This window comes from Thermicanus aegyptius DSM 12793 (assembly GCF_000510645.1).
Taxonomy (GTDB): domain Bacteria; phylum Bacillota; class Bacilli; order Thermicanales; family Thermicanaceae; genus Thermicanus; species Thermicanus aegyptius.
Map to the genome: position 1 here is coordinate 3,623,933 of NZ_KI783301.1, position 18,012 is coordinate 3,641,944.

At 50.7% G+C, this 18,012-nt stretch carries 29 protein-coding genes; 27 read left to right on the top strand and 2 right to left on the bottom strand.

Annotated features, from left to right (window positions below):
* The first annotated feature begins 52 nt into the window (after window positions 1–52).
* From THEAE_RS0119210 to tuf, 5 genes are all read left to right on the top strand, one after another.
* The gene (locus tag THEAE_RS0119210) at window positions 53–316 is read left to right on the top strand and encodes a 50S ribosomal protein L7ae-like protein (RefSeq protein ID WP_005583516.1); all 264 of its coding nucleotides are present in this window, start codon (window positions 53–55) and stop codon (window positions 314–316) included.
* A 98-nt stretch (window positions 317–414) separates the two neighbouring features.
* Window positions 415–834 (top strand): 30S ribosomal protein S12, encoded by a 420-nt coding sequence (gene rpsL / locus THEAE_RS0119215; protein WP_005583515.1) that lies wholly within the window; start codon window positions 415–417, stop codon window positions 832–834.
* 67 nt (window positions 835–901) lie between these two features.
* Entirely contained in the window at window positions 902–1,372 is a 471-nt protein-coding gene (rpsG, locus tag THEAE_RS0119220; protein ID WP_005583514.1) for a 30S ribosomal protein S7, read from the top strand.
* A gap of 71 nt (window positions 1,373–1,443) precedes the next feature.
* Window positions 1,444–3,522, top strand: coding sequence for an elongation factor G (gene fusA / locus THEAE_RS0119225; protein ID WP_028988519.1), 2,079 nt, complete (start codon window positions 1,444–1,446; stop codon window positions 3,520–3,522).
* Between the two features lie 105 nt (window positions 3,523–3,627).
* Window positions 3,628–4,818, top strand: coding sequence for an elongation factor Tu (gene tuf / locus THEAE_RS0119230; RefSeq protein WP_005583512.1), 1,191 nt, complete (start codon window positions 3,628–3,630; stop codon window positions 4,816–4,818).
* Between the two features lie 91 nt (window positions 4,819–4,909).
* On the opposite strand, the gene THEAE_RS0119235 is transcribed toward tuf, so the two are convergent.
* Together THEAE_RS0119235 and THEAE_RS0119240 are read right to left on the bottom strand one after the other, a co-directional pair.
* A complete protein-coding gene (locus THEAE_RS0119235; protein WP_005583511.1) occupies window positions 4,910–5,107 on the bottom strand; it encodes a YbdD/YjiX family protein in 198 nt (65 codons plus the stop codon).
* On the bottom strand, window positions 5,104–7,179 hold the full coding sequence (locus THEAE_RS0119240) for a carbon starvation CstA family protein (RefSeq protein WP_028988520.1): 2,076 nt from the start codon (window positions 7,177–7,179) through the stop codon (window positions 5,104–5,106). Before THEAE_RS0119240 ends, THEAE_RS0119235 begins: the two co-directional genes overlap by 4 nt.
* A 317-nt stretch (window positions 7,180–7,496) precedes the next feature.
* Between THEAE_RS0119240 and rpsJ the strand changes: the two genes are divergently transcribed.
* The 22 genes from rpsJ to secY all read left to right on the top strand — a co-directional run bounded on the left by rpsJ (window position 7,497) and on the right by secY (window position 18,004).
* Window positions 7,497–7,805 carry a 30S ribosomal protein S10 gene (gene rpsJ, locus THEAE_RS0119245; RefSeq protein WP_005583509.1) on the top strand — a complete coding sequence of 103 codons (309 nt, stop codon included), beginning with the start codon at window positions 7,497–7,499 and terminating at the stop codon, window positions 7,803–7,805.
* A gap of 44 nt (window positions 7,806–7,849) precedes the next feature.
* Window positions 7,850–8,476: a 50S ribosomal protein L3 gene (gene rplC, locus THEAE_RS0119250; RefSeq protein ID WP_028988521.1), complete on the top strand. Its 627-nt coding sequence runs from the start codon at window positions 7,850–7,852 to the stop codon at window positions 8,474–8,476.
* Between the two features lie 29 nt (window positions 8,477–8,505).
* On the top strand, window positions 8,506–9,129 hold the full coding sequence (gene rplD / locus THEAE_RS0119255; RefSeq protein WP_005583507.1) for a 50S ribosomal protein L4: 624 nt from the start codon (window positions 8,506–8,508) through the stop codon (window positions 9,127–9,129).
* On the top strand, window positions 9,129–9,419 hold the full coding sequence (gene rplW / locus THEAE_RS0119260; RefSeq protein ID WP_005583506.1) for a 50S ribosomal protein L23: 291 nt from the start codon (window positions 9,129–9,131) through the stop codon (window positions 9,417–9,419). The genes rplD and rplW overlap by 1 nt, the downstream gene beginning before the upstream one ends.
* Window positions 9,420–9,456: 37 nt before the next feature.
* The gene (gene rplB, locus THEAE_RS0119265) at window positions 9,457–10,287 is read left to right on the top strand and encodes a 50S ribosomal protein L2 (protein ID WP_005583505.1); all 831 of its coding nucleotides are present in this window, start codon (window positions 9,457–9,459) and stop codon (window positions 10,285–10,287) included.
* A 64-nt stretch (window positions 10,288–10,351) separates the two neighbouring features.
* On the top strand, window positions 10,352–10,630 hold the full coding sequence (gene rpsS / locus THEAE_RS0119270) for a 30S ribosomal protein S19 (protein ID WP_005583504.1): 279 nt from the start codon (window positions 10,352–10,354) through the stop codon (window positions 10,628–10,630).
* Window positions 10,631–10,660: 30 nt separating this feature from the next.
* A complete protein-coding gene (gene rplV / locus THEAE_RS0119275; protein ID WP_005583502.1) occupies window positions 10,661–11,005 on the top strand; it encodes a 50S ribosomal protein L22 in 345 nt (114 codons plus the stop codon).
* A gap of 2 nt (window positions 11,006–11,007) precedes the next feature.
* A complete protein-coding gene (gene rpsC / locus THEAE_RS0119280) occupies window positions 11,008–11,673 on the top strand; it encodes a 30S ribosomal protein S3 (RefSeq protein ID WP_005583500.1) in 666 nt (221 codons plus the stop codon).
* 1 nt (window position 11,674) lies between these two features.
* A complete protein-coding gene (rplP, locus tag THEAE_RS0119285) occupies window positions 11,675–12,109 on the top strand; it encodes a 50S ribosomal protein L16 (RefSeq protein WP_028988522.1) in 435 nt (144 codons plus the stop codon).
* Window positions 12,099–12,299: a 50S ribosomal protein L29 gene (gene rpmC / locus THEAE_RS0119290; RefSeq protein ID WP_005583496.1), complete on the top strand. Its 201-nt coding sequence runs from the start codon at window positions 12,099–12,101 to the stop codon at window positions 12,297–12,299. Before rplP ends, rpmC begins: the two co-directional genes overlap by 11 nt.
* Window positions 12,300–12,318: 19 nt before the next feature.
* Entirely contained in the window at window positions 12,319–12,585 is a 267-nt protein-coding gene (gene rpsQ, locus THEAE_RS0119295; protein WP_005583495.1) for a 30S ribosomal protein S17, read from the top strand.
* A 33-nt stretch (window positions 12,586–12,618) separates the two neighbouring features.
* On the top strand, window positions 12,619–12,987 hold the full coding sequence (gene rplN, locus THEAE_RS0119300) for a 50S ribosomal protein L14 (RefSeq protein ID WP_005583494.1): 369 nt from the start codon (window positions 12,619–12,621) through the stop codon (window positions 12,985–12,987).
* Between the two features lie 24 nt (window positions 12,988–13,011).
* Entirely contained in the window at window positions 13,012–13,335 is a 324-nt protein-coding gene (gene rplX / locus THEAE_RS0119305) for a 50S ribosomal protein L24 (RefSeq protein ID WP_005583493.1), read from the top strand.
* 20 nt (window positions 13,336–13,355) lie between these two features.
* Window positions 13,356–13,898, top strand: coding sequence for a 50S ribosomal protein L5 (rplE, locus tag THEAE_RS0119310; RefSeq protein WP_005583492.1), 543 nt, complete (start codon window positions 13,356–13,358; stop codon window positions 13,896–13,898).
* Window positions 13,899–13,935: 37 nt separating this feature from the next.
* Complete coding sequence (locus THEAE_RS0119315) at window positions 13,936–14,121, top strand: type Z 30S ribosomal protein S14 (RefSeq protein WP_028988523.1); 186 nt, start codon at window positions 13,936–13,938, stop codon at window positions 14,119–14,121.
* A 29-nt stretch (window positions 14,122–14,150) separates the two neighbouring features.
* The gene (gene rpsH, locus THEAE_RS0119320; RefSeq protein WP_028988524.1) at window positions 14,151–14,549 is read left to right on the top strand and encodes a 30S ribosomal protein S8; all 399 of its coding nucleotides are present in this window, start codon (window positions 14,151–14,153) and stop codon (window positions 14,547–14,549) included.
* 21 nt (window positions 14,550–14,570) lie between these two features.
* Window positions 14,571–15,116 carry a 50S ribosomal protein L6 gene (gene rplF / locus THEAE_RS0119325; protein WP_028988525.1) on the top strand — a complete coding sequence of 182 codons (546 nt, stop codon included), beginning with the start codon at window positions 14,571–14,573 and terminating at the stop codon, window positions 15,114–15,116.
* 33 nt (window positions 15,117–15,149) lie between these two features.
* Window positions 15,150–15,518, top strand: a complete 369-nt coding sequence (gene rplR / locus THEAE_RS0119330) for a 50S ribosomal protein L18 (protein ID WP_028988526.1) — start codon at window positions 15,150–15,152, stop codon at window positions 15,516–15,518.
* A 17-nt stretch (window positions 15,519–15,535) separates the two neighbouring features.
* On the top strand, window positions 15,536–16,042 hold the full coding sequence (gene rpsE, locus THEAE_RS0119335; protein ID WP_028988527.1) for a 30S ribosomal protein S5: 507 nt from the start codon (window positions 15,536–15,538) through the stop codon (window positions 16,040–16,042).
* 14 nt (window positions 16,043–16,056) lie between these two features.
* On the top strand, window positions 16,057–16,236 hold the full coding sequence (gene rpmD / locus THEAE_RS0119340) for a 50S ribosomal protein L30 (protein ID WP_028988528.1): 180 nt from the start codon (window positions 16,057–16,059) through the stop codon (window positions 16,234–16,236).
* Between the two features lie 35 nt (window positions 16,237–16,271).
* On the top strand, window positions 16,272–16,712 hold the full coding sequence (gene rplO / locus THEAE_RS0119345) for a 50S ribosomal protein L15 (RefSeq protein WP_028988529.1): 441 nt from the start codon (window positions 16,272–16,274) through the stop codon (window positions 16,710–16,712).
* Window positions 16,712–18,004 (top strand): preprotein translocase subunit SecY, encoded by a 1,293-nt coding sequence (gene secY / locus THEAE_RS0119350; protein ID WP_005583486.1) that lies wholly within the window; start codon window positions 16,712–16,714, stop codon window positions 18,002–18,004. The genes rplO and secY overlap by 1 nt, the downstream gene beginning before the upstream one ends.
* Window positions 18,005–18,012: the final 8 nt, after the last annotated feature.

An 18,012-nucleotide genomic window follows, 5' to 3' on the forward strand; every position in this document is an offset into this window, starting at 1 on the left:
ATGGTAAACTATCATCGTGTGTGCATGACCTGTCGCTTTGGAGGATATTGCCATGTCTTATGAAAAAGTGAAACAGGCGAAAGAAAAAATCGTAGGTACCAAGAGAGTAATGAAAGCCATCGAAAAAGGCCAGGTCCTTGAAGTCATCATCGCAAGCGATGCAGAAAGCAGAGTAACGTCGCCCATCCTCGAACGTTGCCGGGAGAAGAACCTGACCGTTACCACCGTCGATTCGATGAAAAAGCTCGGTAGAGCATGTGGCATAGAAGTGGGGGCTGCCGTCGTAGCGCTTCCCATCACAACGGCTAGATCGTAACGTTATGGCGGTCCGGCCGTTTGTGATGAACTCTTCTTGCTGCCTTGATATGATTCGCCTGGATCTGTGGTCTTAAAATCAGAAGGAGGTGTGAAAAGATGCCGACGATTAATCAATTGGTACGCAAAGGGCGGGAGAAGCAAGCATATAAATCGAAATCCCCGGCTCTCCTTAAAAATTACGACAGTCTGCATAGAGAAGTGAAGGATCTCCCTTCTCCGCAAAAACGGGGGGTCTGTACGCGCGTGGGAACGATGACCCCGAAAAAACCAAACTCTGCGCTTCGGAAATATGCCCGTGTTCGCTTGTCGAACCAAATTGAAGTAACAGCTTACATCCCTGGAATCGGGCATAACCTGCAGGAGCACAGCGTCGTCTTGGTTCGTGGCGGTCGTGTGAAGGATCTTCCTGGCGTTCGCTACAAGATTGTTCGCGGAACATTGGATACGGCGGGCGTTGCCAATCGTCAGCAAGGCCGCTCCAAGTATGGCGCTAAGAAGCCGAAAGCAAAGAAATAAAACGGGCTTACCTTTATGAAACAGTTTCGACTTGATAAATTTTATACGAAGTAAGGAGGGAAAAGAAATGCCGAGAAAAGGACCCGTACCCCGTCGGGACGTTTTGCCGGATCCTGTGTATAACAGCAAGCTGGTTACCCGTCTCATCAATCGTCTTATGTACGATGGAAAACGTGGGGTGGCTGAGCGCATTCTATACGAAGCTTTTGAGATTATCCGGCAAAGAACAGGACGGGACCCGATGGAAGTATTTGAAGAAGCCCTGAAGAACATCATGCCGGTGCTGGAAGTAAGGGCACGCAGGGTCGGGGGCGCCAACTACCAGGTTCCTGTGGAAGTAAGACCTGAGCGCCGGACCACGCTTGGGCTGCGCTGGCTTGTCCAATATTCCCGCACCCGGGGAGAAAAGACGATGCAGGAACGTTTAGCTGCAGAGATCCTGGATGCTGCCAATAACACAGGGGGAGCCGTGAAAAAGCGGGAAGACACCCATAAGATGGCAGAAGCGAACAAAGCCTTTGCCCACTACCGGTGGTAATCGATCTGAGTGGGGCACAGCGCTTATGAAGTTTGAAAGAGGCTCTTTTATGAAGAGAAAGGAGTACCATCATGGCTAGGGAAGTTCCCTTAGAGAAAACCCGAAATATAGGGATTATGGCCCACATCGATGCAGGGAAGACCACCACGACGGAGCGGATCCTCTTCTATACAGGCCGCGTTCACAAAATCGGGGAGGTTCATGAAGGTGCTGCCACGATGGACTGGATGGAGCAGGAGCAGGAACGGGGCATTACCATTACCTCCGCTGCGACGACTACGTTCTGGAAAGGGCATCGCATCAATATTATTGATACGCCCGGTCACGTAGACTTCACCGTAGAGGTTGAGCGTTCCCTTCGTGTTCTTGACGGGGCGGTAGGTGTTTTTGACGCGAAAGGCGGGGTTGAACCTCAGTCCGAAACCGTGTGGCGGCAGGCGGACCGCTACGGCGTTCCCCGCATCGCCTATGTGAACAAAATGGACATCGTCGGAGCCGATTTTCTGGGCGTCGTGAAGCAGATGCGGGAAAGGCTCCATGCCAATGCCGTCCCCATCCAACTCCCCATCGGGGCTGAGGACACCTTCGTAGGGATGGTCGACTTGATCAAAATGGATGCCATCTATTACACCGATGATCTGGGAACCCGCAGTGAAGAGCGGGGAATTCCCGATGATATGAAGGAACTGGCGGAGGAATGGCACGGCAAGCTGCTGGAAGCCGTGGCTGAGCTGGATGAAGAGCTGATGATGAAGTATCTCGAAGGAGAAGAGATTACGGAAGAGGAGATTCGTCGGGCCCTGCGGAAGGGAACCTGCGAAGTGAAGATCACGCCCGTCCTCTGCGGTTCCTCCTATCGGAATAAAGGGGTTCAACCCATGTTGGATGCCGTGGTTGACTTTCTTCCTTCCCCCCTGGACGTTCCGGCGATCCGAGGGACCCTTCCGGATTCGGAAGAGGAATCCGTACGTCATTCCAGCGACGATGAACCTTTCTCCGCCCTTGCCTTCAAGATCATGTCCGACCCATATGTAGGAAAGCTAACTTTCTTCCGGGTCTATTCCGGTACGCTGAGCTCCGGCTCTTACGTTTTGAACTCAACAAAAGGGAAAAGAGAACGGATCGGCCGGATTCTGCAGATGCATGCCAACCATCGCCAAGAGATCGACATGGTCTATGCGGGCGATATCGCCGCGGCAGTAGGTTTGAAGGATACCACGACGGGGGATACCCTCTGTGATGAAAAGGCTCCGATCATCCTCGAGTCGATGACTTTCCCGGAACCGGTCATCAACATCGCCATCGAGCCCAAATCGAAGGCAGACCAAGATAAAATGGCCATCGCCCTTCAAAAACTGGCCGAGGAGGATCCCACTTTTAAAACGTGGACCGACCAAGAGACGGGACAAACCATCATCGCCGGGATGGGCGAACTCCATCTGGAAATCATCGTGGACCGGATGAGGAGGGAGTTTAAGGTAGAATCAAACGTGGGAGCCCCTCAAGTGGCCTACAAAGAAACCTTCCGTTCCAAAGCAAAAGTGGAAGGGAAATTTATTCGCCAATCCGGAGGACGCGGGCAATACGGACATGTCTGGGTGGAATTTGAACCCCTCGAGCGAGGCCAGGGCTTTGTCTTTGAAAATAAGATCGTCGGCGGAGTGGTTCCGAAAGAATATATTCCGGCTGTACAAGCGGGGATCGAAGAAGCGATGCAAAGCGGCGTCCTCGCAGGGTATCCTCTCATCGACGTGAAGGCAACCCTTGTGGACGGATCGTACCACGATGTGGACTCTTCCGAGATGGCCTTTAAGATTGCCGGTTCCCTCGCATTGAAAGAGGCAGGAAAGAAGTGTAATCCTGTTCTCCTAGAACCGGTCTTTAAGATCGAGGTGACGGTACCCGAAGAATATATGGGCGACATCATGGGAGATATCAATTCCCGTCGGGGTCGGATCGAAGGGATGGAAGCCCGTTCCGGAGCTCAGATCATCCGCGGGTATGTTCCGTTAGCGGAAATGTTCGGCTATGCAACGAATCTCCGGTCCCGAACCCAAGGACGTGGGTCCTACTCGATGCAATTTGACCACTACGAGGAAGTTCCCGCCAACATCGCGAAAGGAATTATCGAAAAGAACAAAGGGGAGTAATTCCAACGATCGTTTCGTTATATGGATTTGCGTGGTTTTGAACCTCCGCGCGAATCTCCACTATACTTTTAAAAATGAGTAGAACTATTAAGGAGGAAATCCAAAATGGCAAAAGCGAAGTTTGAACGTACCAAGCCCCATGTCAACATCGGAACCATTGGGCACGTTGACCACGGGAAAACCACTTTGACGGCGGCCATCACCACCATCTTGGCAAAGCAGGGGAAAGCGGAAGCGAAGGCTTACGACCAGATCGACAACGCTCCGGAAGAAAAGGCGCGTGGGATCACGATCAACACGACCCACGTGGAATATGAAACGGATAAGCGGCACTATGCCCACGTCGATTGCCCCGGACACGCCGACTATGTGAAGAACATGATCACCGGCGCCGCCCAGATGGATGGAGCGATCTTGGTCGTATCCGCTGCCGACGGCCCGATGCCCCAAACCCGGGAACATATCCTCCTGGCTCGTCAGGTAGGCGTTCCTTACATCGTCGTCTTCTTGAACAAGGTCGACATGGTGGATGACGAGGAGCTGCTGGAACTGGTAGAGATGGAAGTAAGAGATCTCCTCACCGAATACGAATTCCCCGGCGACGAGATTCCGGTCATTAAAGGATCTGCATTGAAAGCTTTGGAGAATCCGGACGGCGAATGGGCGCAATCGATCATCGATCTGATGAATGCCGTCGATGAATACATTCCGACTCCTGAACGGGATGTGGACAAACCGTTCCTCATGCCGGTGGAAGACGTGTTTACCATTACCGGACGTGGGACCGTGGCTACAGGCCGTGTAGAGCGCGGAGTGGTCAAAGTGGGAGACGAGGTGCAGATCATCGGACTTACCGATGAACCAAAGAAGACAACCGTAACCGGCGTAGAAATGTTCCGTAAACTCCTGGATCAGGCTCAGGCCGGGGATAACATCGGAGCGCTCCTGCGGGGAATTGAGCGTAAGGATGTCGAGCGTGGTCAGGTTCTTGCAAAACCCGGATCCATCACCCCCCATACCGTTTTCCAAGGGCAGGTTTACATTCTGACCAAGGAAGAAGGAGGACGCCACAAACCTTTCTTCAGCGGCTATCGTCCTCAGTTCTACTTCCGGACGACCGACGTAACCGGGAGCATTAAGCTTCCCGAAGGAACGGAAATGGTGATGCCCGGCGACAACGTCACCATGGAAGTAGAGCTGATTTCTCCCATCGCCCTTGAAGAAGGGACTCGCTTCGCTATCCGTGAAGGCGGCCATACGGTAGGTGCCGGTGCCGTTACCAAGATCATTAAATAACATTTCATAAACACGCATGAGTTCCAAAAAACAAACGAAGGCTGGTCATACGACCAGCCTTTCCTTTCTTTTTTTTTTACGTCTTCCTTTTCTAGCAGCAGCGGTTCACTTTACCGTTCGCATACCGATTTTTTAACGCGTACATATAGTACTCTTTTTCGCTCATCACCGGTTCATCGGGATGATGTTCGTTGTGATGTTTCAGGTAAAGCTCATAGTTCGGCATTCCGAAAATGGTCTTCACGTTGAGAGAAACCTGTTTTAACCATTCCTTCGTCAACCCTCTCACCCCTTTATTGAGGTAGTCGTTAAGCGGGAAGGAACATAAGGCGACTCCATGAGAGGTAAACTCTCCTTTTTGACCAACATGCGATACCAAAGGATGAGGGCATTCACGATGGTGATCAGGACGACCAGGATAAAGGCGGCATTTACCACCGCATCCACCCAGTCATTCACCACAATTTGATACATTACATTCATATTTTTCGCCGGGGGGAGCACCTCACCCTTAGCGATGGCCGCCTGAAACTTATTGGCATGGGCGATAAAACCGATGGCCGGTGAGGAGGAGAGGAGTTTCATAAAACCTGCGGATAGGGTGGTGATCGCCAGCCATACGAAGGGGATAAAGGTAACCCACGAATAGCTCGCCTTCCCCATTTTGATCAGGACCGTCGTGCCGATGGCCAATGCGATGGCCGCCAACATCTGATTGGAAATGCCGAAGAGGGCCCAGAGAGAGTTGATCCCTCCGAAGGGGTCCACCGCTCCTTGATAGAGGAAATAGGCCCACGCCAACGTGAAGAGTCCGGATGCGATCACATTATATCCATAGTGCTCCGTCTTGGCGAAAGGTTTATAGAAATTCCCGATCAAATCTTGCAGGATAAAGCGGCCGATCCTCGTACCTGCATCGATGGTCGTCAGGATAAAGACCGCCTCAAACAAAATCGCGAAATGATACCAAAACGCTTTTGCCCCTGCCAAGAAATTGGTAAAGATCTCCGCCATGCCCACCGCCAATGTGGGAGCTCCACCGGTGCGGGAGAGGATGGTTTTTTCTCCGATCTCTTTCGCCGTATTGGTAATTAGATCGGGGGAGACGGCAAAACCCCATTGGGAAATCTTTGCCGCCGCGGTCGCGGCATCCGTACCGATCACCGCTCCCGGAGAGTTAAGGGCGAAGTAGAGCCCCGGCTCCAAGGCTGCAGCGGCGATCATTGCCATCACCGCAACGGCGGACTCCATCAACATCGCCCCGTAACCGATCAACCGGGCATGACTCTCCTTTTCAATCATCTTGGGGGTTGTACCCGAAGAAACCAAGGAGTGAAAACCGGATACGGCGCCACAGGCAATCGTAATAAATAAGAACGGAAACAGCGGTCCGGAAAAGACGGGGCCGGTCCCATCGATGAAGCGGGTAACCGCAGGCATTCTCAGCTCCGGCAAAACGATGAGAATACCGACCGCCAGGAGAAGGATGGTTCCGATTTTTAGAAAAGAAGAAAGATAATCCCGGGGGGCGAGGAGGAGCCAGACCGGCAGGATGGAGGCGATAAATCCATAAACCGCAATAAGGATGGCGAGGGTGGGAGCGTCAAATGTGAAAAACTTAGCGATGGCCGGATCGGCAGCCACATACTGTCCGGCCCACAAAGAGATCATGAGAAGAACGAACCCGATGAGGGAACCTTCCAATACCTTTCCGGGACGGATGTAACGCATATAAATCCCCATGATGATGGCGATCGGAATCGTCATGGCGATGGTGAAAACCCCCCAAGGAGATTCGGCTAATGCCTTCACCACGACCAAGCCTAAAACGGCAACGATGATGATGAGAATGGCGAGGATACCGATGGAAGTAATCATCCCGCCCACCGCTCCCATCTCTTCCCTCGCAATTTGACCGAGTGATTTCCCGTTGCGGCGCATGGAAGCCATCAGGATGATCGCATCCTGCACCGCCCCCGCGAAGACGACCCCGATCAAAATCCAGAGAGTACCGGGGAGATATCCCATCTGTGCGGCGAGGATCGGCCCTACCAGTGGACCTGCTCCGGCGATCGCCGCGAAATGGTGGCCAAACAACACCCACTTGTTCGTCGGGACGAAATCCTTCCCGTCATGAATCACCTCCGCCGGAGTTGCCCGCTTATCGTCCAGCTGAAAAATTCTCCAGGCGATAAACCGGCTGTAAAAACGGTAAGCTACGGCATATGAAGCGGCCGCGGCGATGAGAAGCCATGCGGCGGAGATGGACTCGCCATTTGCCAGCGCGATGACACCGAATGCGATGGCCCCAAGAATGGAAATGGCGGTCCAAACGAAAATCGAGCGTACTCCCTTCCTCACCGGAATTCACTCCTTTACGTGAAAAATGTAATAGAATGCGCTTTCATTATATCATTTGCTTTGTATGGTGAAAATAGGAGAAAGTAATGGACAAGATATAAAATTAATTCACCTTAATGGGGAAGGTGCTCCGGAAATGTTTTAAAAGGAAAATTCCCCTTGATAAATGTCCTCATTTTCTATATAATGTTGAATTGTTGGCTTAACGACTGTGATGAAGTGGAAGGTTGCTGACACGCCCGGGCCATTTGTCTTGGGTGTCAGGGAATTTTCATGGAGAAGTCTATTGAAAAAATAGGCGTGAAGGAGGGGACACTATGGCGAAACAAAAGATTCGTATTCGTCTCAAGGCGTACGATCATCGCATCTTGGATCAATCGGCGGAGAAAATCGTGGAAACCGCGAAACGCTCCGGGGCTAAGGTATCCGGGCCGATTCCGCTGCCTACGGAAAAGGCGGTTTACACCATCTTGCGAGCCGTCCACAAGTATAAGGACTCCAGGGAACAATTTGAGATGAAAACCCATAAGCGGCTGATTGATATCATCAATCCCACGTCGCAAACGGTGGATGCTTTGATGCGTCTTGATCTTCCGTCCGGAGTCGACATTGAGATTAAGCTGTAATCCGATCTTTACCATCCAAAGAAAACAAAGGAGGTGCGCTTCCAATGACCAAAGGGATCCTAGGGAAGAAACTGGGCATGACCCAAGTCTTCGCCGATAACGGGGATGTAATTCCGGTTACCGTCGTTCAAGCGGGGCCTTGCGTAGTTCTTCAGAAAAAAGATCGAGAGACAGATGGTTATGAAGCGATTCAGTTAGGCTTTGAGGATAAAAAAGAGCATCGCGCCAATCAGCCGGAGAAGGGCCATGCTGCGAAGGCAAACACTACGCCAAAGAAATTTATCCGCGAAATCCGCGGTGTCGATATCGGTCAATATGAAGTAGGACAAGTGTTGGGGGCAGACCTTTTCACGGAAGGCGAATATGTCGATGTGGTGGGTACGAGCAAAGGGAAAGGATTTGCCGGCGCCATCAAGCGGCATAACCAAGCTCGGGGTCCGATGGCCCACGGTTCCGGCTACCACAGGGGAGCGGGTTCTCTGGGTTCCATCAACCCCAATCGCGTGTTTAAAGGGATGCCTGGAGCCGGAAGAATGGGTCATGAACGGGTGACCGTCCAAAACCTGACCGTGGTGAAAGTGATACCTGAGAAAAACTTGCTTTTTATTAAAGGAGCCATTCCTGGTCCGCGCAATAGTTTCGTCTTAGTCCGAAATGCGTTGAAGAAATGAGAGGAAGTTTCACAGAAAGGAGGATCATCATGCCGAAAGTAACCGTATATAACCAAAATGGCCAAACCGTCGGAGAGATGGACTTAAAGGATGAGGTTTTCGGGATTGAGCCGAATCCCCATGTCCTTCATCAAGCGGTCGTTCTTTACCAAGCATCTCTGCGCCAGGGGACTCATGCGACCAGAAATCGCGCTTTGGTCCGCGGGGGCGGTAAGAAACCGTGGCGTCAGAAAGGAACCGGACGGGCAAGACAGGGAAGCATCCGGGCGCCCCAATGGGTAGGCGGAGGAGTGGTCTTTGGCCCCACCCCACGCAGTTACACCTTTACCATGCCGAAGAAAATGCGCCGTCTCGCCATAAGGTCGGCTTTTTCATCCAAAGTGAAAGAAAACGAACTTCTCGTCCTTGATACCTTAAGCTTGGAGAAACCAAAGACGAAGGAATTCGTCCAGATCCTCAAGAATCTAAATGTAAATCGCAAAGCCCTCGTCATCATCGGAGAGAAGAATGAAACCTTAAGTCTATCGGCCCGAAATATCCCTGGGGTAAAACTGGTGCCGGCGACCGGTGTCAATGTATATGATCTCTTAAATGTGGATCGGGTGGTTATGACCAAAGATGCGGTAAACAAAGTAGAGGAGGTGTTCGCCTAATGAAAAACCCTCGCGACATCATCCTGAGACCGGTGATTACCGAACGCACCACGGACATGATGAATGAGAAAAAATACGTTTTTGAAGTGGATCCTCGCTCCAACAAGACCGAAATTAAACAAGCCGTCCAAGAAATTTTCGGTGTGAAGGTAATAAGCGTTCATACCCAGAATTATGCAGGCCGGTTTAAACGGTATGGACGGTATTCCGGATATACGGCCAAGAGAAAGAAAGCCATCGTCAAACTCTCCCCGGACTCGAAGCCGCTACAATTTTTTGAAGGGGTTTAAGATACGGGAGTAATTCGACAAGAAGGAGGGAATCACAATGCCGATTAGGAAATTTAAACCGACTTCACCGGGGCGGCGACAGATGACCGTCTCTACCTTTGAAGAAATCACGACCGATACCCCTGAGAAGTCTCTTTTAGCCCCCCTGCATAAGAAGGCGGGTCGAAACAACCAAGGGAAAATCACCGTTCGTCACCAAGGTGGCGGACATAAACGGAAATATCGAATCATTGACTTTAAGCGGGATAAAGATGGTGTGCCTGGAAAAGTGGCGACCATCGAATATGACCCGAACCGCACGGCCAATATCGCCCTGATTCATTATCTGGATGGGGAGAAACGGTATATCTTGGCTCCGCTGGGACTTAAAGTGGGCGATATGATCGAATCGGGTCCCCAGGCCGACATAAAAGTCGGAAATGCCCTTCCACTGGAGAACATTCCAATTGGTACGACCATCCACAACATCGAGTTAAAACCGAAAAAAGGCGGACAATTGGTGCGGGCGGCCGGGGCTGAGGCGCAGCTTCTAGGCAGGGACGGGGATTATGTAGTCATCCGCCTCTCCTCGGGAGAAGTCCGTAAAATCCGGAAAGAATGTCGCGCGACGGTAGGCCAAGTAGGGAATCTGGACCATGAATTGATCAATATCGGGAAGGCGGGGCGGAGTCGCTGGTTAGGCAAACGACCGGTTGTCCGTGGATCCGTCATGAACCCCGTTGACCATCCTCACGGAGGTGGAGAAGGCCGGGCGCCTATTGGTAGAAAGAGCCCGATGACGCCATGGGGCAAACCGACCTTGGGATACAAGACGAGGAAAAAGAAGAATCCTACAGACAAGCTGATTATTCGCCGTCGGAAGAAATAAAGGGATTTGTAGTCATCCGTCATTCTGAAGGGATAAAGCGTCAATCGAAAGGAGGGTTTTCTACATGGGACGCAGTCTTAAAAAAGGTCCTTTTGTCGATGATCATTTGATGAAAAAAGTTTTAGAGATGACGGCGAAGGGCGAAAAAAAAGTGATCAAAACCTGGTCGCGACGCTCCACGATCTTCCCTGAGTTCGTTGGACACACCTTCGCGGTTTATGACGGGAGGAAACATGTTCCCGTATACGTGACGGAAGATATGGTGGGTCACAAGCTGGGGGAATTTGCCCCGACCCGTACGTTTAAAGGCCACGCCGGTGAAGATAAAAAGACGAAGAAGTAATCGAAACGGCAAGTAAAGGAGGGTTGGTTTATGGAAAAAGCGAAAGCGATAGCCCGGTATGTGCGAATCGCCCCCCGTAAAGTACGTCTCGTGGTTGACCTCATCCGAGGCAAAGAAGTGGGAGAAGCGATGGCTATACTCAGGCATACTCCGAAGGCTTCCTCCCCTGTGGTGGAAAAATTATTGAAGTCTGCGATCGCGAACGCGGAAAATAACCACAAGATGGCACCGGAACGTCTTTATATTAGCGAGATTTATGTGGATGAAGGGCCTACGTTAAAGAGATTTCACCCCCGGGCGAAGGGAAGTGCTTCTCCCATCTTAAAGCGTTCCAGTCATATTACCGTCGTATTATCTGAGAAGAAGGAGGGATAACCGTGGGCCAAAAGGTAAGTCCAGTAGGTTTAAGGATCGGGATCATCCGTGACTGGGAGTCAAGATGGTATGCGGAGAAAGATTTCGCCGCACTGCTTCACGAAGACCTTAAAATTCGTAAATTCCTTGAGGAAAAACTGGCCGATGCAGGAATTTCCCACATCGAAATCGAGCGGGCAGCCAACCGCCTTAATTTAACCCTGCACACCGCGAAACCGGGAATGGTGATTGGTAAAGGGGGCCAAGAAATTGAAAACCTGCGCAACGCCATTTCCAAAATGACCGATAAGAAAGTGCATATTAATGTGAATGAGATTAAAAAGCCCGACCTGGATGCGAAATTGGTGGCCGAATCGATTGCGAAACAGTTGGAAAACCGCGTTTCCTTCCGGAGAGCGATGAAGCAAGCGATGCAGCGGGTTATGCGGGCAGGAGCTAAAGGGGTTAAAGTTGCGGTAAGCGGGCGCTTAGGAGGCGCAGAAATCGCCCGGACGGAAGGGTATTCCGAAGGAACGGTTCCCCTTCATACCCTTCGTGCCGACATCGACTTTGCGATTGAGGAGGCGCATACCACCTACGGCGTCATTGGTGTGAAAGTATGGATTTATCGCGGAGAGGTTCTTCCTGTAAAGGGGAAGGCGAAAGAGGCTGCGGAAGGAGGAAACTAATATGTTAATGCCGAAGCGCACCAAATACCGTAAGGAATTTCGCGGGCGCATGAAGGGTCGTGCAAAAGGTGGCACAGAAGTCGCTTTTGGCGAATATGGATTGCAAGCCCTTGAACCGGGTTGGGTCACCAACCGGCAGATTGAGGCGGCTCGTATTGCGATGACCCGGTATATCCGCCGTGGCGGTCAAGTGTGGATCAAAATTTTCCCTTCCAAACCGGTAACCCAAAAGCCCCTGGAAGTCCGGATGGGAAGCGGGAAGGGAAATGTGGAAAAGTGGGTTGCCGTTGTAAAGCCAGGCAGAGTCCTATTTGAAATCGGTGGAGTCTCGGAAGAAATCGCAAAGGAGGCTCTCCGCCTAGCCATGCACAAGCTCCCGGTTAAATGTAAATTTGTAAAGCGGGAAGAAACGGGTGGTGAAGTAAATGAAAGCTAAGGATTTGCGCAATATGACTTCCGCCGAGATTCAGCAGAAAATCGACGGATATAAAGAAGAACTCTTCAACCTCCGCTTTCAATTGGCGACAGGGCAACTGGATAATCCTCACCGGATCAGCGAAGTGAGGAAGAACATTGCCAGAGCCAAAACCATTCTCCGTGAGCGGGAATTGGGGATTAGACAATAAGGGAAGGAGGATTAGGAATATGGCAGAAGGACGCAAATTACGCCGCACCTTCGTGGGCAAGGTGGTTAGCGATAAGATGGATAAGACCATTGTGGTCTTGGTCGAAACGCATAAGCGCCATCCTCTTTATGGGAAGAGGGTGAAATACTCCAAGAAATTTAAGGCGCATGATGAGCGAAACGAAGCAAAAATAGGGGATACGGTTATGATCATGGAGACTCGGCCCTTATCCCGTGACAAACACTTTCGTCTGGTGAAGATCGTGGAAAAAGCCGTCATCGTTTAATGGCATGACTGAAACTGAAAGGAGGGAATCCCTATGATTCAACCGCAAACCTACTTGGTTGTAGCGGACAACACCGGAGCCAAAGAACTGATGTGCATTAAAGTCTTGGGCGGCACCGGTAGGAAATACGCCAATATCGGGGATATCATTGTGTGCTCTGTGAAAAACGCAACACCCGGTGGCGTTGTTAAAAAAGGAGATGTCGTAAAGGCCGTCGTGGTTCGTTCCGTAAAAGGGGTGCGGCGTCCCGACGGTTCCTATATTCGGTTTGATGAAAATGCCGCAGTAATTGTAAAAGAGGATAAAAGTCCCCGTGGGACACGTATTTTTGGACCGGTCGCCCGGGAACTTCGGGAACGGGATTTTATGAAGATCATATCCCTGGCGCCGGAAGTACTTTAAGGCCGATATGAAGGAGGTGCACCTATGCGAAATCTCCATGTGAAAAAAGGAGATCAGGTGATGGTCATCACCGGCAAAGATAAGGGAAAGAAAGGGCGTGTCATCGCCGCTTACCCGAAAGAAAACCGAGTCTTGGTGGAGGGGGTCAATCTGGTGAAAAAGCACCAGAAGCCGAATCCTTCCAATCCTCAAGGGGGCATTATTACCAAGGAAGCTCCCATCCATGTTTCCAACGTTATGCCGATCGATCCTAAGACCGGACTTCCCACACGTGTTGGATATAGAATTCTGGAAGATGGAACGAAGGTAAGAATTGCGAAAAGATCCGGCGAAGTTCTGGATAAGTAAGCGTGAAAGGAGGGAATCCCATGGCCGCCAGATTAAAAGAACGATATGAAAAAGAAGCCGTCCCGGCTCTCATGAAGAAATTTAACTTTAAGAATCCGATGCAGGTGCCAAAGATTGAGAAAGTGGTCATCAACATCGGTGTCGGCGATGCGGTCCAAAATGCAAAACTTCTCGATGCAGCGGTGAATGACCTGACCCTCATCGCGGGACAAAAACCGGTGATCACCAGAGCCAAAAAATCGATTGCAGGCTTTAAGCTGCGTGAAGGAATGCCGATCGGAGTGAAAGTAACCCTTCGCGGCGAGCGAATGTACCATTTTCTTGATAAACTATTTCATGTGGCCCTCCCCCGTGTACGGGATTTCCGTGGGGTCTCCCCGAAGGGGTTTGACGGAAGAGGGAACTACACCTTAGGGATCAGAGAACAGCTCATTTTCCCTGAGATCGATTATGATAAAGTGGAAAAAATTCGAGGCATGGACATCGTGATTGTGACCACGGCTCCCAATGATGAACAAGCTGCGGGTCTGTTGGAAGAATTGGGTATGCCTTTCCGCAAGTAGCGCCTCACTATCCTAAACAAAGGAGGGAGATCGTTTCATGGCGAAGAAATCCATGATCATAAAATCGCAACGGAAGCAAAAATATGCGGTCCGGGAATATACCCGCTGCGAACGATGTGGAAGACCCCATGCGGTTTACCGTAAATTTAAGCTATGCAGGATTTGCTTTCGGGAATTGGCCTACAAAGGACAAATCCCCGGTGTGAAGAAGGCAAGTTGGTAATTAGAATCCAAGGGAAGGAGGGCATTTCAATGGTAATGACCGATCCAATCGCAGATATGCTAACCCGTATTCGCAACGCGAATATGGTGCGCCATGAAAAAGTGGAGATTCCATCCTCCAATATGAAAAGGCAAATCGCCGAGATTCTGAAGAAGGAAGGATTCATCCGCGACTACGAGGTCATCGAGGACTCAAAACAAGGCCTTCTTCGCCTGTTCCTCAAATATGGACCCAATAATGAGCGCGTCATCAGCGGTTTAAAACGCATCAGTAAACCGGGATTGCGCGTCTACGTGAAAACAAATGAGATTCCCCGCGTATTAGGAGGATTAGGGATCGCTATCCTCTCTACCTCCAAAGGGGTTATGACCGACAAAGAAGCCAGGGCCGCTCAAACGGGTGGCGAAGTCATTGCTTACATCTGGTAATCGTGAATAGGAGGTGTTCATATGTCGCGCATAGGCCTTAAACCGATCACCCTTCCTTCCGGCGTCCAGGTTACCCAAGAGGGAAATACGCTTACCGTCAAAGGTCCAAAAGGATCATTAACCCGGACGTTTCATCCGGATATGAAGATAACGGTCGAAGGGGATCGCATTACCGTCGCTCGCGCCAGCGAAGATAAATTTCACAAATCTCTTCACGGCACCACCCGAGCCCTTTTAGCCAATATGGTGACAGGCGTTACGGAAGGCTATCAAAAAGCCCTGGACATCGTGGGTGTCGGGTACCGGGCAGCAAAACAAGGAAACAAACTGGTCCTTACGTTAGGATATTCCCATCCGGTGGAGTACCAGCCCGAGGAGGGGATCGAGATCGAAGTTCCCAGTGCAACGAAAGTGATCGTAAAAGGGATTAACAAAGAGCGCGTGGGGGAAGTAGCTGCCAAGATCCGCTCCTTCAAAGAACCCGAACCCTATAAAGGGAAAGGGATCAAATACGAAAATGAAGTAATTCGCCGTAAGGAAGGGAAAACAGGCGGCAAGAAGAAGTAAGGTAAAGCGACGCGTGGAAAGGAGTGACATCCGTTGATTACGAAAACCGACAAAAATAAGGAACGCAAGGTTAGGCATTTGCGGATCCGCAGGAAACTTCACGGGACTCACGAACGGCCTCGACTCAATGTGTTCCGTTCCAATAAACACATTTACGCCCAATTGATTGACGACCAAGCCGGCGTAACCCTCGTATCCGCCTCTACGCTAGACCCCGAATTAAAAGGCGAGATTGAAAATGGCGGGAACATCGAAGCCGCTGAGAAGGTGGGGGCTCTGATTGCGAAGAGAGCTTTAGAAAAAGGATTCACCCAGGTTGTATTTGACCGAGGGGGATACCCTTATCACGGCAGAGTGAAGGCATTGGCAGATTCCGCCCGTGAAGCGGGGCTTCAGTTTTAAAAAAAGGAGGGTGAAGCATGCAGAAACATCGAATTGATCCGAACACGTTGGAATTGGAAGAGAAAGTGGTTCATATCAACCGGGTAGCCAAGGTAGTAAAGGGAGGACGCCGTTTTAGTTTTAGCGCCCTTGTCGTAGTCGGTGACCGGAACGGGCATGTGGGCGCAGGGATCGGCAAAGCCTCCGAAGTTCCGGACGCGATTCGCAAAGGGATTGAAGATGCGAAGAAGAACTTAATCCAAGTTCCGCTAAAAGGAACCACCGTACCTCATGAAGTGATCGGGCACTTTGGAGCGGGCAATGTCCTCATCAAACCGGCTTCGGAAGGTACTGGAGTGATTGCAGGCGGTCCGGTTCGTGCCGTTCTGGAATTGGCCGGGGTGAAAGATGTCCTCTCAAAATCGTTAGGATCCTCCAATTCCATCAACATGGTAAAGGCGACCGTAGAAGGCTTGAGCCGAATGAAGAAAGCGGAAGAAGTGGCCAAACTTCGTGGGAAGACCGTACAGGAAATCCTCGGTTAAAGGAGGAGATACACATGGCAAAATTGGAGATTACCTTAAAAAGAAGCTTGATCGGACGTCCGGAAAAACAACGGATTACCGTGAAAACCCTGGGACTTAAAAAAGTGAACCAAACGGTAGTCCATGAAGACAACCCCGCCATTCGCGGCATGATTAAAAAGGTATCCCATCTTGTAGAAGTGAAGGAAGTTTAACAAAGGCAAACCTGTCAAACAAGGAGGTGCAAGGCATGAGACTTCATGAACTAAAACCGGCAGAAGGGTCGAAGCACGCCAGGAAACGGGTCGGTAGGGGAATCGGCAGCGGTTTAGGAAAGACCGCCGGAAAAGGGCATAAAGGGCAAAAGGCACGTTCCGGTGGCGGCGTTCGTCCGGGATTTGAAGGAGGGCAGCTCCCCTTAACCCGGCGGCTTCCAAAGAGAGGCTTTAAGAATCCCTTCCGTAAAGAATATACCTATGTGAACGTGGAAGAACTGAATCGGTTCACAGAAGGCACGGAAGTGGACCCCGCACTTCTCATCGAAACAGGCATCGTGAAAAACGTTCGCGATGGCATTAAGATTCTGGGAGACGGGGAATTAACCGTGAAACTGTCTGTAAAAGCCCATAAATTCTCCAAATCGGCGGTAGAAAAAATTGAGGCCCTGGGCGGAAAGGCTGAGGTGATCTGATGTTTCAGACCATCGGCAACATCTTTCGGGTTGCGGATCTAAGGTCGAGGATTCTCTTCACCCTCCTCATGCTGGTCGTCTTTCGTCTGGGGAGCTTCGTTCCCGTGCCAGGGATCAATGTGGCCAAACTGAAAGAAGGTATCCAAAACAGCAACTTTTTTGGCTTTCTCGATACCTTTACCGGCCAAGCCCTTTCCAATTTCTCCATCTTCGCCATGGGGATTATGCCGTACATTACCGCTTCCATTATCGTTCAACTTCTGAGCATGGACGTCATTCCCAAGTTTGCCGAATGGGCGAAAGAAGGGGAGACAGGGCGAAGGAAACTGGCTCAATTTACCCGTTATGGAACGGCTCTTCTCAGTCTAATCCAAGCTGTAGGTCTTTCCATCGCCTTTAACCGTTCCTTCGGGATGATCGTGAATCCCACGTTCTTCTCTTATCTGGTCATCGCAGTCACCCTAACGGCAGGGACCGTCTTTCTCATGTGGCTTGGAGAGCAAATCACCGAGAAAGGGATTGGTAACGGAATCTCCATCATTATTTTTGCAGGCATCGTGGCCGGCATTCCCGGCGCCATCGAACAAACTTATGTGGCCAAGTTTACCGGCACACAAGTAAACTATTTCCTAAACGTCGTTATCCTCCTCATCATGGCCATCGTGGTGGTGGCCATCATTGCAGGGGTCATCTTTATTCAACAGGGTGTGCGGAAGATTCCCATCCAGTATGCCAAACGGGTGGTGGGACGCAGAATGTATGGGGGGCAATCAACTCACCTCCCCCTGAAAGTAAATTCCGCTGGAGTGATTCCGGTGATCTTCGCCATCTCCATCGTCATTTTCCCATCCACCATCGCCGGTTTTTGGCAGGGGAACCCCGTTGCCAATTGGGTGATCAATAATTTTACAATCCAGGCTCCCTTAGGAATGTTTATCTATGTTCTCCTCATTATCGCCTTCAGTTATTTCTATACCTTTGTTCAAATTAATCCGGTGCAAATGGCGGAGAACATGCAGAAAAATGGAGGGTTTATCCCCGGCATTCGACCGGGGAAGAATACCGCCGTCTACATCACCCGAGTTCTGAACCGAATTACGTTAACGGGTGCGATCTTCCTCGCTGCCGTAGCCGTTCTGCCTGTCTTCTTCACCACCGTTGCAGGATTGCCCCACGCGGTTCGGATCGGAGGAACCTCCCTTCTCATAGTCGTCGGTGTTGCCCTCGAAACGATGAAACAAATCGAAAGTCAACTGATCAAGCGGCACTATGAAGGCTTTATCAAGAAGTAGGGGAGGGA

Bases quoted from the DNA above. Each gene is read 5' to 3' on its own strand.
- THEAE_RS0119210 (WP_005583516.1), top strand. From the start codon at position 53: ATGTCTTATGAAAAAGTGAAACAGGCGAAAGAAAAAATCGTAGGTACC.
- rpsL (WP_005583515.1), top strand. From the start codon at position 415: ATGCCGACGATTAATCAATTGGTACGCAAAGGGCGGGAGAAGCAAGCA.
- rpsG (WP_005583514.1), top strand. From the start codon at position 902: ATGCCGAGAAAAGGACCCGTACCCCGTCGGGACGTTTTGCCGGATCCT.
- fusA (WP_028988519.1), top strand. From the start codon at position 1,444: ATGGCTAGGGAAGTTCCCTTAGAGAAAACCCGAAATATAGGGATTATG.
- tuf (WP_005583512.1), top strand. From the start codon at position 3,628: ATGGCAAAAGCGAAGTTTGAACGTACCAAGCCCCATGTCAACATCGGA.
- rpsJ (WP_005583509.1), top strand. From the start codon at position 7,497: ATGGCGAAACAAAAGATTCGTATTCGTCTCAAGGCGTACGATCATCGC.
- rplC (WP_028988521.1), top strand. From the start codon at position 7,850: ATGACCAAAGGGATCCTAGGGAAGAAACTGGGCATGACCCAAGTCTTC.
- rplD (WP_005583507.1), top strand. From the start codon at position 8,506: ATGCCGAAAGTAACCGTATATAACCAAAATGGCCAAACCGTCGGAGAG.
- rplW (WP_005583506.1), top strand. From the start codon at position 9,129: ATGAAAAACCCTCGCGACATCATCCTGAGACCGGTGATTACCGAACGC.
- rplB (WP_005583505.1), top strand. From the start codon at position 9,457: ATGCCGATTAGGAAATTTAAACCGACTTCACCGGGGCGGCGACAGATG.
- rpsS (WP_005583504.1), top strand. From the start codon at position 10,352: ATGGGACGCAGTCTTAAAAAAGGTCCTTTTGTCGATGATCATTTGATG.
- rplV (WP_005583502.1), top strand. From the start codon at position 10,661: ATGGAAAAAGCGAAAGCGATAGCCCGGTATGTGCGAATCGCCCCCCGT.
- rplP (WP_028988522.1), top strand. From the start codon at position 11,675: ATGTTAATGCCGAAGCGCACCAAATACCGTAAGGAATTTCGCGGGCGC.
- rpmC (WP_005583496.1), top strand. From the start codon at position 12,099: ATGAAAGCTAAGGATTTGCGCAATATGACTTCCGCCGAGATTCAGCAG.
- rpsQ (WP_005583495.1), top strand. From the start codon at position 12,319: ATGGCAGAAGGACGCAAATTACGCCGCACCTTCGTGGGCAAGGTGGTT.
- rplN (WP_005583494.1), top strand. From the start codon at position 12,619: ATGATTCAACCGCAAACCTACTTGGTTGTAGCGGACAACACCGGAGCC.
- rplX (WP_005583493.1), top strand. From the start codon at position 13,012: ATGCGAAATCTCCATGTGAAAAAAGGAGATCAGGTGATGGTCATCACC.
- rplE (WP_005583492.1), top strand. From the start codon at position 13,356: ATGGCCGCCAGATTAAAAGAACGATATGAAAAAGAAGCCGTCCCGGCT.
- THEAE_RS0119315 (WP_028988523.1), top strand. From the start codon at position 13,936: ATGGCGAAGAAATCCATGATCATAAAATCGCAACGGAAGCAAAAATAT.
- rpsH (WP_028988524.1), top strand. From the start codon at position 14,151: ATGGTAATGACCGATCCAATCGCAGATATGCTAACCCGTATTCGCAAC.
- rplF (WP_028988525.1), top strand. From the start codon at position 14,571: ATGTCGCGCATAGGCCTTAAACCGATCACCCTTCCTTCCGGCGTCCAG.
- rpsE (WP_028988527.1), top strand. From the start codon at position 15,536: ATGCAGAAACATCGAATTGATCCGAACACGTTGGAATTGGAAGAGAAA.
- rpmD (WP_028988528.1), top strand. From the start codon at position 16,057: ATGGCAAAATTGGAGATTACCTTAAAAAGAAGCTTGATCGGACGTCCG.
- rplO (WP_028988529.1), top strand. From the start codon at position 16,272: ATGAGACTTCATGAACTAAAACCGGCAGAAGGGTCGAAGCACGCCAGG.
- secY (WP_005583486.1), top strand. From the start codon at position 16,712: ATGTTTCAGACCATCGGCAACATCTTTCGGGTTGCGGATCTAAGGTCG.